21 protein-coding genes are annotated in these 23,704 nt (G+C 33.9%); 15 read left to right on the forward strand and 6 right to left on the reverse strand.

Translation table 11 applies throughout. From position 1 onward, the window contains the following. The first annotated feature begins 4 nt into the window (after positions 1-4). Positions 5-1,105 carry an LptF/LptG family permease gene (locus N4A35_08010; GenBank protein MCT4581345.1) on the forward strand — a complete coding sequence of 367 codons (1,101 nt, stop codon included), beginning with the start codon at positions 5-7 and terminating at the stop codon, positions 1,103-1,105. A gap of 18 nt (positions 1,106-1,123) precedes the next feature. Here N4A35_08010 and miaA read toward each other — a convergent pair whose 3' ends face one another. Then, positions 1,124-2,032 (reverse strand): tRNA (adenosine(37)-N6)-dimethylallyltransferase MiaA, encoded by a 909-nt coding sequence (gene miaA / locus N4A35_08015; protein ID MCT4581346.1) that lies wholly within the window; start codon positions 2,030-2,032, stop codon positions 1,124-1,126. Between the two features lie 217 nt (positions 2,033-2,249). Between miaA and N4A35_08020 the strand changes: the two genes are divergently transcribed. Next, positions 2,250-2,846: a TIGR04282 family arsenosugar biosynthesis glycosyltransferase gene (locus N4A35_08020; GenBank protein MCT4581347.1), complete on the forward strand. Its 597-nt coding sequence runs from the start codon at positions 2,250-2,252 to the stop codon at positions 2,844-2,846. Here N4A35_08020 and N4A35_08025 read toward each other — a convergent pair. Then, complete coding sequence (locus N4A35_08025) at positions 2,843-5,212, reverse strand: SpoIIE family protein phosphatase (protein MCT4581348.1); 2,370 nt, start codon at positions 5,210-5,212, stop codon at positions 2,843-2,845. The two genes, N4A35_08020 and N4A35_08025, sit on opposite strands and share 4 nt — an antisense overlap. A 106-nt stretch (positions 5,213-5,318) precedes the next feature. Here N4A35_08025 and N4A35_08030 point away from each other — a divergent pair, with 106 nt between their 5' ends. The 7 genes from N4A35_08030 (at position 5,319) to N4A35_08060 (ending at position 13,678) form a co-directional block, all read left to right on the forward strand. Then, the gene (locus N4A35_08030; GenBank protein ID MCT4581349.1) at positions 5,319-7,703 is read left to right on the forward strand and encodes a BamA/TamA family outer membrane protein; all 2,385 of its coding nucleotides are present in this window, start codon (positions 5,319-5,321) and stop codon (positions 7,701-7,703) included. Between the two features lie 10 nt (positions 7,704-7,713). After that, entirely contained in the window at positions 7,714-8,688 is a 975-nt protein-coding gene (locus N4A35_08035) for a DUF1295 domain-containing protein (GenBank protein MCT4581350.1), read from the forward strand. A 79-nt stretch (positions 8,689-8,767) separates the two neighbouring features. Continuing rightward, on the forward strand, positions 8,768-9,454 hold the full coding sequence (locus N4A35_08040; protein MCT4581351.1) for a hypothetical protein: 687 nt from the start codon (positions 8,768-8,770) through the stop codon (positions 9,452-9,454). A gap of 124 nt (positions 9,455-9,578) precedes the next feature. Beyond that, positions 9,579-11,804, forward strand: a complete 2,226-nt coding sequence (gene purL / locus N4A35_08045) for a phosphoribosylformylglycinamidine synthase subunit PurL (GenBank protein MCT4581352.1) — start codon at positions 9,579-9,581, stop codon at positions 11,802-11,804. A gap of 7 nt (positions 11,805-11,811) precedes the next feature. Then, entirely contained in the window at positions 11,812-12,186 is a 375-nt protein-coding gene (locus N4A35_08050) for a hypothetical protein (protein ID MCT4581353.1), read from the forward strand. Between the two features lie 142 nt (positions 12,187-12,328). Next, entirely contained in the window at positions 12,329-13,117 is a 789-nt protein-coding gene (locus N4A35_08055) for a DUF2797 domain-containing protein (GenBank protein ID MCT4581354.1), read from the forward strand. A 132-nt stretch (positions 13,118-13,249) separates the two neighbouring features. Then, positions 13,250-13,678 (forward strand): hypothetical protein, encoded by a 429-nt coding sequence (locus N4A35_08060; GenBank protein ID MCT4581355.1) that lies wholly within the window; start codon positions 13,250-13,252, stop codon positions 13,676-13,678. A 71-nt stretch (positions 13,679-13,749) separates the two neighbouring features. Here the strand turns inward: N4A35_08060 and N4A35_08065 are convergent, their stop codons facing one another. The 4 genes from N4A35_08065 to N4A35_08080 form a co-directional block, all read right to left on the reverse strand. Next, positions 13,750-14,445 (reverse strand): response regulator transcription factor, encoded by a 696-nt coding sequence (locus tag N4A35_08065; protein ID MCT4581356.1) that lies wholly within the window; start codon positions 14,443-14,445, stop codon positions 13,750-13,752. 103 nt (positions 14,446-14,548) lie between these two features. After that, positions 14,549-16,549 (reverse strand): flavohemoglobin expression-modulating QEGLA motif protein, encoded by a 2,001-nt coding sequence (locus tag N4A35_08070; protein MCT4581357.1) that lies wholly within the window; start codon positions 16,547-16,549, stop codon positions 14,549-14,551. After that, on the reverse strand, positions 16,542-17,576 hold the full coding sequence (gshB, locus tag N4A35_08075) for a glutathione synthase (protein ID MCT4581358.1): 1,035 nt from the start codon (positions 17,574-17,576) through the stop codon (positions 16,542-16,544). The genes N4A35_08070 and gshB overlap by 8 nt, the downstream gene beginning before the upstream one ends. A 100-nt stretch (positions 17,577-17,676) precedes the next feature. Next, on the reverse strand, positions 17,677-18,300 hold the full coding sequence (locus N4A35_08080; protein ID MCT4581359.1) for an archaemetzincin: 624 nt from the start codon (positions 18,298-18,300) through the stop codon (positions 17,677-17,679). Between the two features lie 136 nt (positions 18,301-18,436). Between N4A35_08080 and N4A35_08085 the strand changes: the two genes are divergently transcribed. The 6 genes from N4A35_08085 (at position 18,437) to mvaD (ending at position 23,703) form a co-directional block, all read left to right on the forward strand. Beyond that, on the forward strand, positions 18,437-19,111 hold the full coding sequence (locus N4A35_08085; GenBank protein MCT4581360.1) for a response regulator transcription factor: 675 nt from the start codon (positions 18,437-18,439) through the stop codon (positions 19,109-19,111). A gap of 152 nt (positions 19,112-19,263) precedes the next feature. Further along, positions 19,264-21,204: a threonine--tRNA ligase gene (gene thrS / locus N4A35_08090; protein MCT4581361.1), complete on the forward strand. Its 1,941-nt coding sequence runs from the start codon at positions 19,264-19,266 to the stop codon at positions 21,202-21,204. 48 nt (positions 21,205-21,252) lie between these two features. Beyond that, positions 21,253-21,810 carry a translation initiation factor IF-3 gene (gene infC, locus N4A35_08095; protein MCT4581362.1) on the forward strand — a complete coding sequence of 186 codons (558 nt, stop codon included), beginning with the start codon at positions 21,253-21,255 and terminating at the stop codon, positions 21,808-21,810. A gap of 26 nt (positions 21,811-21,836) precedes the next feature. Beyond that, positions 21,837-22,031, forward strand: coding sequence for a 50S ribosomal protein L35 (rpmI, locus tag N4A35_08100; protein MCT4581363.1), 195 nt, complete (start codon positions 21,837-21,839; stop codon positions 22,029-22,031). Between the two features lie 143 nt (positions 22,032-22,174). Continuing rightward, positions 22,175-22,519, forward strand: a complete 345-nt coding sequence (rplT, locus tag N4A35_08105) for a 50S ribosomal protein L20 (GenBank protein ID MCT4581364.1) — start codon at positions 22,175-22,177, stop codon at positions 22,517-22,519. 110 nt (positions 22,520-22,629) lie between these two features. After that, on the forward strand, positions 22,630-23,703 hold the full coding sequence (gene mvaD, locus N4A35_08110; GenBank protein MCT4581365.1) for a diphosphomevalonate decarboxylase: 1,074 nt from the start codon (positions 22,630-22,632) through the stop codon (positions 23,701-23,703). The last annotated feature ends 1 nt before the right edge of the window (position 23,704 follow it).

Raw genomic sequence — 23,704 nt, forward strand, 5'->3', positions numbered from 1 at the left:
ACACTTGAAAAAATTAGATTTATATATCATTAGAAAGTTCTTAGGGACTTATATCTTTATGATTTTAGCTGTAATGAGTATAGCTATCGTAATAGATATAAGCGAGAAGTTAAGAGACTTTACAGATGAAAATAATAACATCACTTTTAGTGATATTGCATTAGGGTATTATCCTTATTTCTTTTTACACTACGTTAATTTGTTTAGCTCCTTAATTATCTTTTTATCGGTGCTTTTCTTTACGAGTTTTATGGCTCAAAGGAGTGAAGTCATTGCGATTTTAAGTAATGGAGTGAGTTTTGCTCGATTTACAAGGCCTTATATGATGGTTTCTACGTTATTGTTGGCAATCGCTTTGTTGATGAATCACTTGGTAGTTCCGCACTCTAATAAAAAACGGTTAGATTTTGAGAGTAAGTATATTACAGTACTTGAAGGAAACTTTAAAAAAGTAACGGTAGTTATCGATTCTAATACTATTGTAAGGTTTAATCGTATCAACGCTAAGCACAATAGAGTCGATCGTTTGTGGGTAGAAAAATGGGCAACGAATAAAGACGGTGTTTATGAATTAACATCAGATATGCAGGTGAATTCAGCAAATGGAGATAGTGTATTGCATAACTGGGAATTGCATAATGTTTTTATTCGAAACATAAAAGAAGAGGGGGGAGAGGAGATTGTGCGTTATGATCAAGTTGATACTTTGTTGAATTTTAATACCAAAGATTTGGCTCAACGAAGTAATATTATGGAAGCAATGAATACGCAAGAGCTGATCAAATTTAGAAATAGAGAGAAAGAAAAAGGGTCAACACTATTGACTAATATTGAAATTGTCTTGTACGAAAGGACAGCTTATCCCTTTGCAACTTATATTTTAACTTTGATTGGAGTTGCTGTTTCTTCTCGGAAATCAAGAGAAGGGGTAGGTAAAAACTTAATTGTGGGATTGATTGCTAGCGTTACCTATATTTTCTTTATGAAAATGACAACTGTAGCTTCCACAAATGTGGGGTTGGCTCCTTGGATTGCTGTTTGGGTCCCCAATATCATCTTCGCTTTTGTAGCGCTTTATCTTTTTATGAAAAGGGTAAAAGAATAAACTGTTTACGTTTGGAAGCTAGTTGGTAGTTTGGTCTAGAATATAAGACTTAATGGCGTCAAAGTCTTTCGGAAGAAACCATTTTGTTGTTTGATCTTTCCTAAACCAAGTAAGTTGACGTTTCGCAAAATTACGTGTGTTTTTCTTGAGCAATGCTGTAGCTTCGTCAAGAGTAATCTCGCGCTTAAAGTATTTAAAATATTCTTTATAACCAACAGTGTTTAGAGCGTTGAGATCTTGGTATGGAACAAGAGCTTTAACTTCAGAGAGTAGTCCGTTTTCTAACATAAGGTCCACTCGTTGGTTAATTCTGTCGTATACAATACTTCTATCGGTATCAAGCCCAATTTTAATGGTTTCAAAAGCTCTGTTTTTTTTGGTGCCTTTTCGAAAGAAGGAATAAGGTTTTCCAGTGTGTCTGAAGACTTCTAGAGCCCTAATAATGCGTTGAGGGTTTTTTTGATTGATGGTTTCCCATATTTTGGGGTCAACTTCTTTTAGTTCTTCCTGCAGAGGAGTTAAACCATGTAATTCGAGTTCTTTGTTCAGTTGAGTTCTAATCTCTTCATTTGAGGGAATTTCATCAATACCATAACATACAGCATCAACATATAGCCCAGAGCCTCCAACTAGTACAGCAATGTCGTTTTTTTGGTAAAGTTCGTCTAGTTTCTGAATGGCATCTTTTTCAAATTGTCCAGCAGTATATTTTTCAGTAATCGACAAAAAATCAACAAAATGATGTGGGGCTGAAGCTAGCTCTTCTGGTGTCGGCTTGGCAGTGCCTATGGCCATTTCTTTAAAAAACTGACGGCTATCGGCAGAAATGATTTCACATGAAAAGTAGCGAGCCAGCTCTATTGCTAAAGCCGTTTTTCCAATTGCCGTAGGTCCAACAATTACAATTAGTGTTTTTTTCTTTTCCATGTTTAATAGCTGATGTGTGATTAAACTTATTTAGGTAGAAGTTAATGTAGAAAGAGAAATTAACTTAAAAAGTACTCGCTAAGTTTTTTATATTAGGACTTTTGTTGTCAGCAAAGGTACTTTAATTCGTCTATTATAGCAATGAAGTTGAATAGAATTTAATAGAACTTATCAACTTTAATAAAACACTGTAAAATACTTTTATAATTTTGCTACAATGGAACATAAACAACTGATAGTATTTGTAAAAAATAAAGAATTAGGTAAGGTCAAAACTCGATTAGCTAAAACGATAGGGGATGAAAAAGCATTGTTTATCTATAAAGCACTCTTGCAGTATACGTGCTTTGTGGCTGGTAAGGTTGATGCTTTAAGAAAGGTATATTATACCAATTACATTGATTCTAATGATGAGTTTGAAGGGGATTTGTTTGAGAAAAGAATTCAAACAGAAGGGGATTTAGGAGAAAAAATGTATGGTGCTTTTAAAGATTCTTTTGGGGAATTTGCCGATAAAGTAGTTTTGATCGGTAGTGATTGTTATGACCTTTCTGAACGCATTATAGAAGAGGCTTTTTTAGCGCTAGATCATCATGATTTTGTATTAGGGCCTGCAAATGATGGAGGTTATTATTTGATTGGTATGAGGAGTTTAGAAAAGTCTGTTTTTGAAAATATAATTTGGAGCACAGAAGATGTTTTGCTTGATACTTTAATTCAAATAAAAAAACGAAATAAAAGCCATTTTTTACTGCCAACATTAACAGATGTTGATGAAGAAAAAGATTTGGGGGAACTTAAGAATTTTATCTAAGTAATACGAATACCAACCATACAAACATCATCAGTTTGCTCCGTAGCTCCTTTCCATTTTTGGAACGTTTCGTCCACAATTTCTTTTTGAGTGCCAACATCTTTTGAACTAATGTTGATGAGCATATTTCTAATAGGTTGATAATAGAATTTTTTATTTCTTTTTCCTCCTTTTTGGTCGGGGTAACCATCTGTATGCATGTATAACATGTCTCCAGGTTTAGCCTGAAATTGATGCATTTTTAATTTTATCTGATCTTTAAAACCAATGGTTTCTTTTGAACCTTTGAATTCAGTTAGAGCTCTACCTCTAATTAAGTATACGCTGGTATGAGTCCCGGTAAATGTAATTTGGTAGGTTTTGGTATCAAGGCAAATCAAACCAAGGTCCATACTATCCATAACTTTGGCTTTAATTGACCCTCCAAGTCTAATCTTAATACGAATGTGTAATTCTTGAAGAATTTCAACAGGGGTGTTAAAGTTGTCTTGAAGAATCTCATTCAGTAAATTGTTACCGATAATCGTCATAAAGGCTCCTGGAACTCCATGGCCAGTACAATCAACGACAGCTAAATATTTTTTATTGTTTTTTTCATAAAACCAATAAAAATCACCGCTAACAATATCTTTAGGGTTTAGCAGTGCAAAATAATCTTGCCATACAGCGCTTAACGTTGTATCAGATGGTAAAACAGCCTGTTGAATCCTTTTGGCGTAATTAAAGCTATCTGTTATTTGATTGTTTTTAGCTTCCAGTAAGGTCTTTTGTTGAGAAAGTTTAACTTCAGATTTTTTTACAGTACTTACGTTAGTATCAATAAATACAATTTTATTGACTTCCCCTTTTTGATCTAATATTGGAGTTAAAGTTGTTTGAACCCATAATATTGAACCATTTTTTTTGAAATGTTTACTGGTGTAAAATGAAGATTTTTTAGTAGAAATACACTCGTTAATAACAGTTTGTAATCCCTGAAAATTACTGGTGTCAATAATGTTTGTTCCTAAACGTTGGTCAGCTTCTTTTTGAGTGAGTTGGTACATTTCCAAAATACCTTCGTTCATCCATTCGATAATTCCCTTACTGTTGGTGATGATTACGGTACTGTCTATTTCTTTCGCTACAATAGATAGTTTTTCTAGCTCTTCATTTTGGGATTTTAATAATTTATTTTTCTTTCTGTTTTTTAAAAAGGAGAAAATTACAAACCAAGTAAAAATGGTACCCAAACCAAAAATAATCATCATGATTAATTTTTGATTTTTTTGACTTTCGATTTCTATTTGATTTTTTTCTAGTTCTGCACGTTTTAATAGTAACTCTTTTCCTTTCTTTTCTGAGCTATATTTACGTTCAATAGCAAGTAGTTTTTCCTCTTTGCTTTCTGCTCTTAATGAGTCTTGGTATTTAATTGCTGTTTTGTAATTGTCATAAGCCGATTTGTATAACCCCTTGGCTTTATAAATGTCTGATTTTAGGAAATAATAATTGGCGATTTTTGATTTTGACTTTAAAATTTGAGCATGCTGAAAAGCAGAATCGGCCAGGTTTTCGGCCTCTTCATATTTATCATACTTTATAGCGTGTTTAGCTTTGGTGTTAAAGTAATAAATGTCAATGTTTGAGGCATTTAAGATGTTTCTTGCAGAATCCATTTTGTTAAACCAAACTAGGGAAGAATCATGTGTTTGATAAATGTTGTCGTAACAGTTTGCTAGCCCAGCAACAGTATAAAAGTATTCTGTTCCCATAATTTTATGCTGGTCAGCAATTTTTAAGGCCTTTAGGTAATCTTCAGCTGCTTCAACATAGTTCTGTCTGCTGGCTTTAAAGGTAGCTAAAGCTGTAGAGGTGCTAATTTGTGAAGCTAAATTCGATGTTTTTAAAGAAATTTGATGGGCTTCGTTAGCATATTCCTCCGCACTGTCGAGATCTCCACTATCTTGCATTAATGCAGCTAAGTTGGTTAAAATTTGAATACGATACTCTATATCGTCGGTAAGTTCAATGGTTTCGAGAGCTTTTATCGTATGTTCAGCTGCTAAACTAAGGTCTCCTTGAATACTGGCTATTGCACCTAAGTTCATATAGCCTTTAGCAACCCCTTTTTGATAGCCAATTGACTGACTTAGGGTAATGCTTTGGTTAAGAAAGAAAATCGTTGAGTCTGGAAAAGTGTTAAAGTACTGTGATGCTATTTTGCTAAGCGCGTCCACTTTTAAAGTGTCCTCCGATTTTTCAGAACGTACAACATTCCAAAGACTATCTAAGTCTAAATCGTATATTTGTGCATTCGACTGGTTGGAAATAAGAATTCCAACAAGCATAAATAGAGCAGAAATGTTAAGTTTTATTGAAGTCATTAGAATAAACAGAAGTGTGTTTCACGTAAATATACACTCAAATTGATAAAAGTAATAAAGAACAACAGATAATACAATCAAAACGTTTAAATATCGTTTATATTTTATGAAATTTTACATCTGTGCATACGTTATTTTTTATGCTTTAGCTTTTTGGGGGCAACAAGAAGAGGTTTATCTTGTTGAAGGGATTAAAGTAGAGGGAAATACGACTACATCTGAAGATGCGATTATTACGTTGAGTGGCTTGAAAATAGGAGAGTATATTCGAATTCCTAGTCCAAAAGTTCAGTATGCTGTTCAAGCTTTATGGGATGAGGGAGTTTTTGATGATATAGTGATATCAAAACAAGTACGTAAAGAAAAAGTTTTTCTGACGATACGCTTAAAGGAATATCAACTATTGGGGGAGCTGTTTTTTGAGGGGGTAAATGATAGTGAGAAAAAGAAAGTATTGAATAATAAGCGAGTTCAAGTATTAAAACGTTACAGTCCACATGCTTTAAAGACAATAAATCATACCATTAAAAGCGTTTTGCAAAGTAAAGGGTATCGATCGTCAGAAGTGCTATTAACCGCACAAACAGATACTTTGAAACGCGTCAATCTAAATTATCGGATTGAGAAAGGAGAACGTTCAAGAATCAGAACAATTAAATTATTAGGAGGTTTAGAGAGGAGTAAGGAGGTGTTAAATAAGTTGGGGAAGCTTGATCAGGCTCATCCCTTTAAACAAGGGAAGTATTATGTGCAAAGTCAGGAAGAGCTAGTTCAAGGTATCATTAAAGTTTATCAAGAAAAAGGGTTTTTAGATGTAGAAGTGGATAGCGTAGCGGAGTTTTACGAAAAAAACAATGTTGATTTTTCTATTTATCTTAAAGAAGGAAATCAATACTGGTTAAAAGATATTGCTTTTAATGGTTGTGAGCTCTTTACTGAAGAAGAGCTGAAAAGAGTTGTGGCTTCTTTAGTAGGTAAAGTTTATGCTAAACCTAGGTTGGAAGAGCGTTTGTTTTTTGAGGAAAAAAGAAATGATGTTACTTCTAGGTATGTCGATAATGGCTATGCAAATTTAAAATTAAACTTTGTAGAACAGTTTGAGGGAGATAGTATTGTTAAGATAATTGTAGAGGTGAAAGAGGGAGAGCAATACAGTTATGGAAAGATAGCGTTTAAAGGTAATGTCCGAACAAAGGATAAAATCCTACATCAAACAGTGATTACCGCTTCGGGAGATCAATTTTCAAGGAGTAAAATTATTTTATCTCAAAATAAATTGATGCAGTTAGATTATTTTATCCCAGAAGCATTTGATGTGGATTTAAATATTGATACACTAAATAAAAAAGTGGATGTAACCTATATCTTAAAAGAACGAATCTCAGATCGTTTTTTAGTAAGTGGTGGATTTGATGGAACATATTTAATAGGAACTTTAGGTTTTGATTTTAAAAATTTTGAATTATCTGATGTTTTTAGAAAAGGGGCACGTTGGAATCCTTTGCCAGCCGGTGGAGGACAGCATTTATCTATTAAGGCTCAGAGTGATGCGCAAAATTATTACGGGTTTTCTTTTTTGTTTGAAGAACCCAGGTTGAAAAATAAACCTGTTGGTATTGGGCTATCTTCTGATTATGCGTTTTATAACGATGGAGCTGGAGGAACGTTGAGTTTAGTTTCTTCTCAAATAGGAGTGTCTCACTTTCCTATGAAAAATAAGCCGTTTTTAAGGTTGAGTCATCAATTAAATTACCAGTATTATCAACCAGAAAACTATTCATTGTTCGGTTTTATGAATGGTTTTTATAACGCAATGTCTTACAATGTTTCTTTGGTAAACCAAACAACAGATAATGCCTTTTTCCCTACTACAGGAAGATTGTTTAAGCTTGAGGGACGTTCAACAATCCCTTATTCATTGTTGAAGACCATAGATCAGACAGCTAGTACTCAGGAAAATTATAAATGGTTAGAGTATTATAAGTTAAAAGCTTCGTTTAAATTATTTAAGCCTTTAGACAAAAAGCGTAACACTATTTTAGCTTCAAAGTTTGGAGTAGGAGCCTTAGGAAGATTTACCCAGGATTTAGATGTAGTACCATTTGGAAGATTTGAAATGGGAGGGACAGGGATAACGAATTATAGTATTAATGCCAATGACATTATAGGGTTAAGAGGATATGATGTAGGAAGTTTGTCAAGTGATGGAGGAGATCCACTAGCACTAAAAATGAGTGTGGAATTAAGGAGAAAACTAATTACTTTTGAAAAATGGATGTTAACGGGGCATGCCTTTTATGAAAATGGAAACACCTTTGCATGGGGAGATCAGTTTTCATTGAACCATTCTACAGGAATAGGAGGAAGATTGTATATTCCAATGTTAGGAGTTGTAGGTGTTGATTGTGGGTGGGGTATGAGCAAACAAAACTTTGATTGGAAAAAGCCTACAGTTCAGTTAACGATAGGTTTAGATGTTGGAGACTTTTAAAAGAGAGCATTTGAGGAAGTTATATTTACATACAGTATCAGCAAGTCTTATTTTAGTGGTATTAGCAATCTATCTATTACTTCCATTTTATCTAGTAACTTTTGATGAAAAACAAGGGTTTTATATTGCCAAAGGGATACATCAATCGGTATTAAAGGTAGCAGCATTGTTCTATATTTTTTATCAGGCGTTTTTAATTGAGAGAGCGACGAAAGAAACAAAATTAGAACGCTTTTTAAAAGGAGTAAGAAATGGGAAGTTGGAGAAAGGAGACTGGAAAAATATTCGCTACACCCTCGTTAAATTCTTTTTTATTCCATTGATGCTACCGTCTGCAATTATTTATTTGGATTTATTGATTGAATTGAGTCGTTCAAAATGGAGTTACACGGGAATTGTGCCGTTTTTTAATCAAACGATTTTTACTTTTATTATTTATAGTGTTTCTTTTGTGACGTTAGGTTATTATGCATTTGGTTACTTATTCGAGTCTAAGAAGTTAAATAGTGAGGTGAAGTCCGTCGATGATACTGTTTTAGGTTGGGGAGTTTTGTTAATTTGCTACACACCGTTTTTTGTTTTTATGACAAAATACGTCCCGTTTCCTACACAAGATTATGCTTTTTTTGTGAATCAAGAGGTGACCTTTGTGGTGCGGATTGTTTTAAGTATAGTTATGCTTTTTAAATTGTCGGTGGTAATGAGATTAGGAGCTAAATGTTCGAATTTAACGAATAGAGGTATCGTAACAAGTGGAGCATATCGTTATATTCGTCATCCACATTATTTAGCAAAACTAATCGTCTGGTGGGTTACTTTTTTGCCTTATTTAGTAGGTCATTTATGGGCTATAGGTCCTATGTTATTTTGGACAGTTATATATTTTTTAAGAGCTGTTACCGAAGAAAGGCACCTTTCAAAGGATCAGGAGTATATTGATTACAAGAAAAAAGTGAAATGGATGTTTATTCCTTATGTTGTATAAAAACGGAAAGTTTTTTCTTTAGCTAAACTGCAACCTTTTTATACAACTGGTATCGTGTAGGTAAAATAAATAATACGATATGAAAAAAAAGGGAGTAAAGAAAGTTTTGACGTTTTTGATGATAACATCATTTGCGATGTCTTGTAAAAAGGTGACTAAAAGAAAAGTAGCAAAAGATTGGCAAATTTCAAGTCTGTACAGTGAATTTAAGACGTTAGATTCTGATGGTGAGCTAGAAAGAGTGTTAAAAATTGAGGGGGATGAAGTTCATTTGAAAGAAGCTGACGACTATAGTGGAGTAATGAATTATACAGGAGTTCCATTGGATGTGAGTTTTTCAATAAAAAAAGATGGGACTTGGGAGAAAAAAATGCACTATAGGGTTACAGGAAAATATGTGAATACAGGAGGAGAAGAGGTTGTTTCTGAAGAAACTGTTCACGAACATTATAAGGGAAGTTGGAATTTTTTAGGCGGAGTAGATACGTTTAAGAAGAATGAAAGAATTGTTTTTAATGTGACTTCTGGTAACCGTAGTTATGCTTATCGCTTTGTAACAGCTAACCATCCCGATCATGAAGAAGAATATAGCTATGAAGACGCCTATATAGATGGGGAGGCCTCAACCATTTATTTGGTAAAGGACGTCAGTAATAAAACCTTAAAGTTAACGTACACAGGAAACTCATCAACTGTGGGGCAAGCCAATGGGGTTCCCGTTTTAAAAACAGGAAGTTTGGAAGAAATAATAACATTAAAAAACTAGCAAGAATTTGAATTCAATATTGTTTGTATATACTCAAAACAATTCCCCAATGTTGAAAAGTAACCTGTTATTTTAACCTGAATAAATTGTATTTTTGTGGGCAAGATTAAAACCGATAAACAAAATGCAAGAAGCAACTTTAGAACAAGCAAAAGAATTAGGTCTTTTAGAATCTGAATTTGAGAAAATAAAAGAAATTATGGGGAGAACTCCTAACTTCACAGAAATGAGTGTATATTCTGTAATGTGGAGTGAGCACTGTTCTTATAAAAACTCAATAGTTTGGCTAAAAACATTACCCAAAACAGGTCCGCACATGTTGGTTGAAGCAGGGGAGGAAAATGCCGGATTAGTAGATATAGGAGATGGATTGGCATGTTGTTTTAAAATAGAGTCACATAATCATCCAAGTGCTTTAGAACCTTATCAAGGTGCAGCTACTGGTGTTGGAGGTATCAATAGAGATATCTTTACTATGGGGGCTAGACCAATTGCTCAGTTAAATTCTTTGCGTTTTGGAAATATAGAAAATGATCGTACAAAGTGGTTGGTAGAAGGAGTAACAAAAGGTATTGGCGATTATGGTAATGCTTTTGGTGTTCCTATTGTAGGAGGAGAAGTGTTTTTTGACGATAGTTATAATCAAAACCCTTTAGTCAATGCATTCTCTGCAGGGATAATGAACGTTGGTGATATGATTTCAGCAACAGCTTCTGGGGTTGGTAATCCCGTTTTTATTGTTGGATCTGCTACAGGAAAAGATGGAATTCATGGAGCTGCATTTGCTTCTAAAGATATTACAGAAGATTCAATGGACGATTTACCAGCTGTACAAGTTGGAGACCCTTTTCAAGAAAAGTTATTACTTGAAGCTACTTTGGAATTAGCAAAAACTGATGCTGTGGTTGGTATGCAAGATATGGGAGCCGCTGGTATAACATGTTCTACTTGTGAAATGAGTGCTGCTGGAGAAGTAGGGATGAAGATCGATTTAGATAAAGTTCCAACTCGCCAGAAAGGGATGAAAGATTGGGAAATCCTTTTATCAGAATCACAAGAAAGAATGTTGGTGGTTGTAGAAAAGGGAAAAGAACAAATTGTACAGGATATTTTCGATAAGTGGGACTTGAACTGTGCAGAGATCGGTGAAGTAACCGGTGATGGAATGGTTGAATTCTCTTATGAAGGAAAAGTCGTGGCTAATGTCAATGCAGATTCTTTAGTTTTAGGAGGTGGAGCTCCAATATACAACAGAGAGTATAAAGAACCTGCTTATTATGAAGAGTATAAAAAGTTCTCAATTGATTCCGTTCAGGAACCAGAGAATTTAGTAGAAGTGGCTAATTTCTTATTAACACACCCAAATATTGCCTCAAAACGATGGATTTATGAGCAATACGATAGTATGGTAGGAGCAGGTAGTATGAGTACCAATACTCCTACTGATGCAGGGATTGTAAATATTAAAGGAACAGATAAAGCATTAGCAATGACGGTTGATTGTAACTCTCGTTATGTAAATGCTGATCCTGAAACAGGATGTGCAATAGCGGTTTCAGAAGCAGCTAGAAATATTGCTTGCTCTGGAGGTCAACCTTCTGCAATCACTAATTGCTTAAACTTTGGAAACCCATACAATCCTGAATCTTATTGGCAGTTTGTAGGGGCAATAAAAGGAATGACAAAAGCTTGTGAAAAGTTCGAAACACCAGTTACTGGAGGAAATGTAAGTTTTTATAACCAATCTGTAATTGATGGGGTTGAGGTTCCAGTTTTTCCTACACCAACAATAGGAATGTTAGGAGTTGTAGAAAATAAAGAAAATGTAATGTCTCTAGATTTTAAACAAAAAGGAGATTTGATTTTCCAGATTGGTAAAACCGTAGAAGATATTGCTAGTTCTGAGTATTTATACAGTTATCATAATGTAAAAGCCTCTCCTGCTCCTTATTTTAATTTAGAAGAAGAGTTTGCAATGCAACAGACTGTCAAAGGTTTAATTGAAAATAAACTGGTCAATGCAGCGCATGATTGTGCTGACGGAGGGTTATTCATTGCTTTAGCTGAGATGTCGATGCCAAGAGCATTAGGTTTTGATATCGTTACTGATTCAGAAGTAAGAGAAGATGCGTTCTTATTTGGTGAGGCGCAAGGAAGAGTTGTGGTAACAGTTGATAATGCTTCAGAAGAAGATTTCTTAGATTATATGATTGCGTCTGGAGTGCCTTTTACATTATTAGGACATGTAACACAAGGTAAGATGAATGTCGATGAAGTGCATTATGGATTCTCTAAAGACGTTAAACAACGTTTTGATAATGCTTTAGGAGATAAAATGAAGCAAAATTAATGTGGAGATGATAGCGCTAAGTGTTAAAAACGAAAATGGAGACTTGAAAGAGTATCAAGTAGACTCTGAAATTGTTAAGGGGCTGTATTTGACTTATGATTTGGAAAAAGTTATAGCCAATAGTCAAAATTTTGGAGTGCTATTAAATGAGCAATTAGGAAAAGTAGCAACTAAAATTAAAAGTCTAAAAGAAGTTTCTATTGTTACCATTGAAGTGTCGGCTGATAAAAAGTTCCAATATTTTGTTGGCAATGATTTAGGACTAGAGGCTTTGGTGAAAGTACCAGAGAATCAAATGCCTAACAATATCAAAGAAGTAGTGCTTAAAGCTTATCATTTAATTCAAAAATCCCACCTCGTGTCGAAGATTCAAATGAATTAACTGTTGGTGAAATATTATTTAGATAGATAGAATCATTTAAAGCCCTTTTTTTGGAAAGGGCTTTTTTTGTGATGAGAAATCATAGCGTTTCATTAAATTCGTAAAAAAAAGAAAGAGTATGTATAGCGGAAATATCAGAAAGATGAGGTCAAAGTTAGTGAATGGGAAAGTGGAGTATCAATTGCCACTTTATCATATTTTAGAGCCGAATCATTTTATTCCAATGAATGAAATGATTGGTCAGACGATTGCTATTCAATTTGACCATGCGATACATTGCGTGGCAACAGGGAAGAAAATAAAGAAGACTTTTGGTAATGGGTTGAGTTATGATGCTTATAAAAACTCTCCTTTAGCTGTTCCAAGTATTATTAATCCAGAATTGAGCAGGATTCATGAAGGAATCGCGTTACGGGATGAAGCTTGGGAGATTGCGCATCATTTGAAGCCTCATGTTGTTTACCTTTCTAAAACAGCTGGAGTAAAAGTTGGAGTAACGCGAACAACACAAATGCCAACCCGTTGGATTGATCAAGGAGCTTCTGAAGTTATTGTGCTAGCCGAAACTCCATATCGTCAAGCAGCTGGTTTAATAGAAGTAGAGTTAAAACAATATATTTCAGATAAAACTGCTTGGCAAAGAATGCTGAAAGGTGAGCTAAGCGAAGATAACTTGGTAGATAGAAAAAATGAGCTGTTGACTAAGTTGCCAGAGGAACTAAAAAAGTTTGTGTTGGAAGATGATGCTATTCATACAATTGAGTACCCTATTGAAGAGCATCCAACAACAGTAAAAAGTTTAAAGTTAGATAAAGTGCCTGTGTTTGAAAAGAAGCTGGTAGGAATAAAAGGACAGTATTTGATTTTTGATGATAACACGGTAATGAACGTAAGAAGTCATGAAGGGTATGCTATTTCTTTGTCAATTTAATTGTCGTTTTGTTGATAACAATTACAGATAAATGACTAAATTATTTAGTTATTTGCTTGTTAATAAGAAAAATAGTGGTATAATTGTCTTAACAAAAATTAACACATATTAACTATTTAAAACAACAAAATTATGAGTGAAGAATTATTAGATTCAGCAACTGGTGAACCAAATGGAGAGAGACCTACATTTTTAACCGTTCTTTGTATTTTAACGTTTATTGGATCTGGATTAGGAATTTTAACCTATTTATTTGCAATAATTGGTTTAGGAGCTATCTTAGGTTCTCTAGGTGGTGGTGCAGCTGCTGGTGGAGGTATCTTATGGTCTATTTTTGGACTTATTGCTGCTGTTTTGAGCTTTTATGGAGCATTACAAATGTGGAAGTTAAAAGCTCAAGGGTTTATGATTTATGTAGCAGGAGCTGTTGTAGGTATGGCTACAGGGATTATTACTTCTGTTTCTGTGGGAGCAGGGGTAGGAAGTATGGCAATGGGGTTAGTTTTCCCAATCTTATTTATTGTTCTTTACAACATGAATAGAAAACATTTAACTGCTTAAGAAAAGTAGTTTATAAAACAAAAAAACTCAACTATTGCTAGTTGAGTTTTTTTTTGTTCGAGTTGGTGGTTTTATGCTTCAATATTGAGTACAAAACCAATTCCGTGAATGTTTTTGATGTTGATGTTTTCATCGGCTTTTAGGTATTTTCTTAGCTTAGTAATAAAAACATCTAAGCTTCTACCATTAAAGTAATTATCATCACCCCAAACCATATTTAAAATCAGTTCACGTTCAATAACCTTACCTTTTTGTTTACTTAATAGTTTGAGGATTTCAGCTTCTTTTTTAGTAAGCTTACGCTCTTCCTCCCCCTCTTTACGTAATTTGTAGTTGGAAGTATCAAATGTATATGATCCGATAAGAATATCAGAACTTTCGACTTTTTCAGTAACACCACTTCTTTTTAAAATGGCTTCAATTCTTAGTTGAAGTTCGTCCATATTAAATGGTTTGGTGATATAATCATCTGCTCCAACTTTAAAACCTTTAACTTTATCTTCAGCAAGTGACTTTGCCGTTAAAAAGATGATTGGAACATTTTGATTGATTTTTCGAATATCTTCAGCAAGACTAAAGCCATCTTTTTTAGGAAGCATAACATCTAAGAGACAAATGTCATATTGCTCTTTGTTAAAAGCTAAAAGCCCTTCTTTTCCATCTTTGCTCAAGTGAACATGATAGTTGGATAAACTAAGGCTGTCTTGAATGACAAAACCAAGATTCATGTCGTCTTCAACCAATAATATTTTTATTTTTTCACTCATCGTGTATGTTTTATAACTATAAATACCCCTAAATATAATTAAAAAAAATGAAGTGCTCTAAACTTAATTGAAGGCAATTTCTATAGAGGTATAGGAAGCATTATTATATTAACCCATTCACAATATATTCAAGGATGGTACCATTTTTTTGAGTGTTAGGATTAAGTAGTGCTTCAGAAATAAACTCAGGACGCCTAATGAGTTTTCTTTCCATCATTTCTACAATGGTGTTGTAGTTTTTGATAGAGGTCTTTCCAATTAATAAAGGAGTTAAATCGTAGCCACTATTCCATAATTTGTAAAAATGAGCAAAACCTTTTAGATACAAATAATCTTTTGTAAAACCACCACCTCTAAAAACTCGAGTAATGATCATAAAGGCATCATCTCTATCAATATTGTACTCACTAGTGATGTAATTGAAAATAGTCTTAAAATCACTCTTTTTAACCATCATGTCAATACAAATCACTCGTAGAGCCAAAACTCTTAGTCGTTTCAATGTTAAATTTCCAGATAAGTACTCAGAAAGAACAGCCAGACCTTCTTGGGTATAGGTATTCACTGGGGTTCCAACATTGAAAAGTTTTATCGGTTGTAGGTTAGAGTTCATGGTAGTTACCATGTGTACTCCAATTTCATGATGCACTAAAAAGTCTAACTCTTTCTGGCTAAACAGCGCATTTTCTTTAACAAGTACTTTTTTTTGCTGATTTAAAACCATGGCTTCAGCGGCTAAATCTTTACTGATTCCTACATTTGCTTTAAAACCATAAAAATCAAAGCTTTCTTCAAAAGCTTTTTTAGCATCAATAGCTGTTAGTTTTTTTCCTGTTTTTCGTTCATCAGGAATTTGAGGCAGGCTCATTAAGTAACGCGCATTTCTTAAATCTTTGTCACTAGGGCTACCAAAATATCCTAGAGAATTGTATAAGAAGCGTTTAGTGCCAATGGTTGCTAATAAATCAATTTTATCTGCGTATGCACTAATTGTAGTTTCGTACATCTTTTGAATTTCGATGTCTTCAATCCTATCAGCTTTGATGGCATATAACTTTCTTTTTAATAAATAGGGGTCAATTTTTATTGGACGATATTTAAAAGTAGGATTAATAGTATACTTACTCTTAAAGAAAGCTTTTTTCTCTTTTTCGATGTTAATAGGGTTAACAAATTGTAAAAGCTCAAAATTTTTAACAATCTCGTATAATTGTTGGTCAATTTTAAGAACCTCAGGATCAATTTGGTTGTCTAGTAACGTGCTTTTACGTTTAGATTGCCAATTGGTGGTAGACAAGGCAAAAGCATTAGCATGGTTTAGGATAGCTTGTTTGAGAGAACTTTTAAGTGATTTAATCACATTAGGATAGCCAATACCCTCTAGTTCATCACAGTATATTTTTTTGACTTCAGTTGCTAGGACTAAAGTTTTGTCAAAATGTTTAGTAATAAAAGCTAAATTATAGCCTCTTCCTTTAAAAACATCATCTATAGCAGATGTCGTTTCGATTTCAGGAATTGTAATAGACTCAAGTTCTTTATTCCAAGAGATTATATGTTCTTTAAATTTTGGATCAACCTTTTCGGCTCCAATATTAAAAACAGGAACCTTTCTTTCCCATCTTCTGAAATTATAAGAGTGCATGTCGTAAACCACACAGCCATCAAATAATTCCTCTAATTTTTTAATCAAAGCGTAAGTTACCCGATAATAGTTGGTGTGTTTTTTTAAAGAAACCTGGCGCTCTCCTTTGGTTAATGGCTTAGTCCAAACTTTTTTACCCCAAGCTTCTTCAAAAATACAACTTTCAGGAGCTCTGTTTAAGTCGTATTCATAACGCGAGTCATTACCAACTAAAGTAATAGGAAGAGCTGCAATAAATTCATCAGTATAAGGATCTTCCTCATACCATCTTTCGTAATCATTTAAAGCAGCTTTCTCTTTTAATTCTGGCCTTAAATTTCCTCCAGCATGGATAGCTGTACAAACATAAGGGACGTAGCGGTTTATTTTTATTTGAAAAGAATTGTCATTAGTTCTGGCCTCAAAAACTTCTTTTCGGTTTATTTTTTTTATAATTTCTTCAACAGAAAGACTAAGCATTATCAACTATTTTACGGTGTTCTTGTTTTCGTATTGAGAGCGTGTATTCGCTCTTCACTTGTTCTTCTAGGTAGTTAATGATGTCTTTTTGTATTTTGACTTTATATAATTTATTAATGTCTCCAATTCCTCCTGGACTCATTACATTTACTTCAATGAGTTTTCCTCCAATTAAGTCCAATCCAGAAAAGTATATCCCGTCAGCAACAAGTTTTTTCCCTATTCTTCTACACAATTCTTTTTCTTCTTTTGTAAGGTAATGTTTCGCTACATGTCCACCCGCTGATAAGTTTGAACGTGCATCACCTTCTGCTGGCACTCTTCTAATAGCACCAATTGGTTGGTCATGTAACATCAATACTCTAACGTCTCCTTTGTCAGCACCTTCTACATAATCTTGTAAAATCACATAGTTAGACTGTTTTCCTTCTTGTCCACTAATATAAAAGTCAAGTAAAGAGCTAATGTTTTGCATTGCACTTTTTTCTAATACGATTACTCCTTTTCCACCATATCCATTAAGAGGCTTTAAGATCATTTTACTGCCTTCATTCTCTTTGATGATGCTTTTAAGGTAATTAATGTTTTTTGAAACATAAGTAGCTGGAATAATCTCTCTTTTGGGATCGTAATACGAAGCAGTATATATTTTATTGTTCGCCTCTCTCAGTCCTCTAATGCTGTTAACAAGGAAGACATTGTTCTTAACTGAATCCAAAAAGTTTAAAACTAATGGGTCAATTGGGGGATTGGCTCTCATAAAAATAACATCAAAACCTTCTAAGGGTAACATTTTCTCAGAAAGTTGTGCGTTTTTATAAAAGCTAGATAGGTTGGTCTTTACTTCTTGGTCTTTTTTAAAAACCTTTGTTTGAGCCATCGTGAGGCTATCCCTAATAGTAAGATTAGCAGGTGTAGCCATAGCTACAGTATGTCCTCTTTTTACACATTCATGTATTAGAATTAATGTAGAATCTTTTTTGGGGTCTACCTCTTCCCAAGGGTACATGATGAAACATATTTTCATATCGCAAAGATAGTTTTTGTGTTATACGTCTTATAAGACTTGTAAAACTAAACTATTTTTAAAAAAAACAAAATTTCGAACAATTAAAAAATTGAAAGATTTAATGGAGATTTATTTTACGCTTACAGGAAGAACATAAAATATTGTCGACATTGTCAATTGTTTTTATGGATTCAGCAGCATCTTGCATTACACAAGCTTGACCAGATTCACAATGTGGTAAACCTAAATTGTGCCCCAGTTCATGAACGCAAATTTTTTGAATACGTTCAATGAACAAGGATGGAGTAGATTTTTTATACCTGAAAGTTGAAACAATAGCGCTAGGTCCTGCAACATAACCCAACCCAAAAACTCCCCAATCTTTGTATTTGTATTCAGGTTGTTTTATAGCTCCTTGAGCATCCCGTTTGGTGGTAGAAATGTCATGGTGTGTTAACCCTAAAACATAGTCGATACTATCTGGTTGGGAATGTTTTAAGAAGCGAAGTATTGAGTCTGCTCGATATCGAGGTGTTTTGACAGTTGTAAAGGCCGTTTTTGGAAGCTTTTTTTGGGGAAGTAAATAGACTTTAAAATCATAGGTGTTTTCAATAGAAAGGGTAATTGAGTCTAAAATTTCTTTTGAAAAAGAATTGAATGGTTGAAGACCAACTTTTTTCGGTTGATTTTTAATGCAGGAAAAACTGCTTATAATAAGGATTAGAATAAAAAGTTGTTTCATTGTCGATAAAATTAGTAATTTTAATACTTATCAAGGGGTAAAAATGTTACAGCTGTTCTTTGGTTTTTATGGTATGCTTAACATTCAGTTAATGTATAAGAAGTATATTTGTAGTAGGATAAAAAAATAGAAAATTATGGCCAAAAAAATTTTATTAGTGGATGATGAAACGGATATTCTAGACTTAATAAAATATAATTTAGAAAAAGAGGGATTTGATGTAAAAATAGCTAATAATGGAAAAACAGCTATTGATATAGCCAGTTCATTTGTGCCTGATTTGATATTGTTGGATGTTATGATGCCCGAAATGGACGGTGTTGAAACTTGCATAGAACTGAGAAAAAATAGCAAGTTAAAACAGGTTATTATTGCTTTTCTAACGGCAAGAGGAGAAGATTATTCACAAATTGCTGGTTTTGAAGCAGGAGCTGATGACTATATTACTAAGCCAATAAAGCCTAGGGTATTGGTCAGTAAAGTGAAGGCTTTATTAAGAAGAACAGAGCAAGAGCATGTTGAAACATTGGGATCTTCTAAATTATCAATCGACGAAGAACGTTATGTGGTGTTGTGTGAAGGAAGTGAGATTGTATTGCCCAAAAAAGAATTTGAATTACTAAAATTATTATTGTCTAAGCCTGGGAATGTGTTTACACGTGACAATATCTTTACTGCTGTATGGGGAAATGATGCGGTGGTTGGAGAAAGAACAATTGATGTACACATTAGAAAACTAAGAGAAAAAATAGGAGACAATTATATTTCAACAATAAAAGGAGTTGGTTATAAATTAATCTTAGAAGATTAAGTGTAATCCAACTATTTAATAATGAATTTTAGGAAGTTATAGCACTGTTTTTTTAGGTTAGTGCTGTGAAATATTTCGGTAAAAAAGTAAGCCTTTACTCAGGTTCAATAAAAATATTATTATTTTTGCCGTTCGAATTAAATTAAAAATCAATGATAAACGTAACGTTGCCAGATGGTAGCAAACGTTCTTATGAAGCCGGAGTGACTTCATGGGATGTTGCTAAAAGTATTAGTGAAGGTCTAGCAAGAAATGTGCTTGCAGCAGAAGTGAATGGAGAAGTATGGGATTTGACCCGTGAACTGACCGAAGACTCGACCGTTAGCTTACTTTCGTGGAAAGATAAAGAGGGGAAGTCAACGATGTGGCATAGTTCTGCTCACTTAATGGCAGAAGCGCTAGAATTTTATTTTCCTGGTATTAAACTAGCAATAGGACCTCCAATTGAAAATGGATTCTATTATGATGTTGATTTTGGAGAGCATGAAATTCATGAAAAAGACTTAAAGAAACTAGAAGATAAAATGCTCGAACTTGCTCGTCAAAAAAACGAGTATATAAGAAAGTCAGTTGGAAAGTCAGAAGCGATTGCTTATTTTGAAGAAAAGCAAGATCCATATAAGTTAGAGTTATTGGAAGACTTACAAGATGGAGACATTACTTTCTATACACAAGGGAACTTTACAGATTTATGTAGAGGTCCTCATTTACCGCATACAGGTTATATTAAAGCTGTTAAGTTAATGAGTATTGCTGGAGCTTATTGGAGGGGTGATGAAAAAAATAAGCAGTTAACTCGTATTTATGGTATTACTTTTCCTAAGGCCAAAGAGCTGAAAGAATATTTAGTATTATTAGAAGAAGCAAAGAAAAGAGATCATAGAAAAATAGGTAAAGAATTAGATTTATTTACTTTTTCTCAGCGTGTAGGGCAGGGGTTGCCGATGTGGTTGCCAAAGGGAGCTGCTTTAAGAGAGCGTCTTATTGAATTTATGAAGAAGACGCAGACACAAGCAGGTTATGAACCAGTTGTTACACCACATATTGGCCATAAAGATCTATATGTGTGTTCTGGGCATTATGAAAAATATGGAGAAGATTCTTTCCAATCGATAAAGACACCACATGAGGGAGAAGAGTTTCTATTGAAGCCTATGAATTGTCCTCATCATTGTGAAGTTTTTAAAGCGAGACCAAAATCGTATAAAGATTTACCAGTTAGATATGCTGAGTTTGGAACAGTTTATCGTTATGAACAAAGTGGTGAATTGCATGGGTTAACAAGGGTAAGAGGTTTTACTCAAGATGATGCACACGTTTTTTGTCGTCCAGATCAAGTAGAAGATGAGTTTAAGAGTGTTATTGATATTATTTTATATGTGTTTAAAGCATTAGAGTTTAACGATTTTACAGCTCAAATTTCCTTAAGACACAAAACAGATAGAGAGAAATATATTGGTTCTGAAGAAAACTGGGATAAAGCTGAACAAGCTATTATCAATGCTACTAAAGAAAAAGGGCTAAATACAGTTGTTGAATATGATGAAGCTGCATTCTATGGCCCTAAATTGGATTTTATGGTAAAGGATGCTTTGGGAAGAAGCTGGCAGTTAGGAACCATTCAAGTAGATTATAATTTACCAGAGCGTTTTGAATTAGAGTATGTAGGCGCTGATAATCAAAAGCATAGACCAGTAATGATTCATAGAGCTCCTTTTGGTTCGCTAGAAAGGTTTATTGCTGTATTGATTGAACATACTGCAGGAAAGTTCCCATTATGGTTGAATCCTGAACAAATTTCAGTCTTACCAATTAGCGATAAATACAACGAATATGCAAAAGAAGTTTTAAATTTGCTAAATAATTACGATATTCGCGGAATTGTTGATGAACGAAACGAGACAATGGGTAAGAAAATTAGAGATGCTGAGGTAAACAGAATCCCTTATATGCTTATTGTAGGAGAAGAAGAGGCGAAGTCGAAAACTGTAGCTGTTCGTAAGCAAGGAGAAGGAGATTTAGGGAGCTTTTCATTAGAAGAGTTTGCTAAATTGATTCAAAAAGAAATAGATGAAAAATTAGTTCAAGAGTAGGTCAACTGCCTATGGCTTGATGTATTGTTTAATTAAAAACTTAGAACAATTAGACCAAGAAGAAAAAATAACTACAGAGGAAGAGTTGTCAAACAAGATCAACATCGAATCAATGAACGTATTCGAGTTCCTGAAGTTCGTTTAGTAGGAGAAGGTGTTGAACCTGCAATATATCCTACTCAGAAAGCCTTACAATTAGCTCAAGAACAAGAGTTAGATTTGGTAGAGATTTCACCTAATGCAAAGCCTCCTGTTTGTAAGATAATTGACTACAAAAAATATTTATACGAACAAAAGAAGCGTCAGAAAGAGTTGAAGTCTAAACAAACGAAAGTTGTCATTAAAGAGATTCGTTTTGGACCTAATACAGATGACCATGATTTTGAATTTAAGTTAAAACATGCGATTAACTTTCTTAAAGATGGAGCAAAGTTAAAAGCTTATGTGTTTTTTAAAGGTCGTACAATTGTTTTTAAAGAAAGAGGAGAGATCTTATTGTTAAGATTTGCTCAAGCTTTAGAGGAGTATGCTACTGTAGAGCAAATGCCTCAGTTAAATGGAAAGCGTATGATTATGCTTTTCGCACCTAAGAAGAAAAATAAGTAATTCTAAACTATAAAAAAGAAGAACAAATGCCAAAGATGAAAACAAAATCTAGTGCCAAAAAACGTTTTAAGTTTACTGGTTCTGGAAAAATTAAAAGAAAGCACGCTTTTAAAAGCCACATCTTAACTAAGAAAGCTAAGAAACAAAAGAGAAATTTGACTAAGTCTGGATTAGTTCACAAATCAGATGTGAAAAACATTAAAGTACAGTTGTGTGCTTAATCAATCGTAAAGGTTGGTAACCAAAACAAAAAATAAATACAAGCAAAGTGCTTGTATGGTTTATTATCATTTAACCCGGTATTTAGTCCACTGAAGAGAAGAGCCCAATTAAGGGACACTAACTACCAAAAAAATTGAAGATTATGCCAAGAGCAAAAAACAGAGTAGCGAGTAGAGCTCGTAGAAAAAAAATTCTAAAACAAACCAAAGGTTATTTTGGAAGAAGAAAGAATGTATATACAGTAGCTAAAAATGCTTTAGAAAAAGGTTTAGCGTATGCATACCGCGATAGAAGACAAAAGAAAAGAAACTTTAGATCTTTATGGATTCAACGTATCAATGCAGGAGCTAGACAATACGGTATGAGTTATTCTGAATTTATCGGAAAAGTAAACAAAGCGAATATTTCTTTAAATAGAAAGGTTTTAGCTGATTTAGCAATGAATCACCCTGAAGCTTTTAAAGCAGTAGTTGACGCCGTTAAATAAATTAATTCATTAGAATACTTATTTTAGAAGCCACTTCATGTTAATGAGGTGGCTTTGTTTTTTATAGACATTCTCGTTATTTAAGCAAATCCGTTATATTTGTAGAAGTTATGGTAGAAGCAAGATATATTTTTAATCAAGAAGATAAAGAATTAGAAAGAGGGGAAGTAACATGGAAGAGTCCTTCTAATATTGCATTAGTAAAGTATTGGGGAAAAAAGGAAAATCAAATTCCAGCAAACCCTTCCATTAGCTTTACATTAAGCAATTGTTATACATTGACAACCATAAAGTATGAACCATCAACATCATTAGCCTTTAAGGTTTTTGTTGATGGGAAACGAGAGGAGGGGTTCGAACCTAAAATCGCAACATTTTTTAAGCGTATTGAAAAATATGTGCCTTTCATTAATCGGTTAAAGTTAGAAATACACACTCAAAATACATTTCCCCATAGTAGTGGAATAGCATCTTCAGCTTCAGGCCTAAGTGCATTGGCATTGTGTGTTTTGTCCATTGAAAGAGCATTGAGTTCTTCTATGGAAGCGTCTTTTTTTAAGGAAAAAGCATCTTTTTTAGCGCGTTTAGGGTCAGGTAGTGCCTGTCGTTCTGTTTATCCAGAGTTAGTAGTATGGGGAGAAAATAAATCGTTTAGAGGAAGCTCTGATTTAGTCGCTGTTCCATTTGACGGTGCGCATGAAGTGTTTAAAGACTTTCAGGATACAATATTATTGGTCGATAAGGGTCAAAAAGTGGTAAGTAGCACAGTTGGACATGATTTAATGCATGGTCACCCATTTTCAGCACAACGATTTTCTCAAGCTCATGAAAATATGGAGCAATTAAAGCTGGCACTAAAAGAAGGTGATTTAAAAACGTTTACCCAACTTGTAGAGTCTGAAGCATTAACGCTACATGCGATGATGATGACCTCTAACCCTTATTTTATTTTGATGAAACCCAATACCCTTAAGATCATTGAAAAGGTGTGGGAATATAGAGCAAAACACGATTTAAATTTAACCATTACGCTTGATGCAGGAGCAAATGTTCATTTATTGTATCCTAAAAGTGAAACGGCACAGGCTATGGAATTAATAAAAGGTACTTTGGTTGACTTTTGTGAAAACAAAGGATATATTTGTGATGAAGTAGGAACAGGAAGTGAAGAAATCGTTAATTAGT

The sequence above is a fragment of the Flavobacteriales bacterium genome (assembly GCA_025210295.1).
GTDB lineage: Bacteria > Bacteroidota > Bacteroidia > Flavobacteriales_D > Parvicellaceae > S010-51.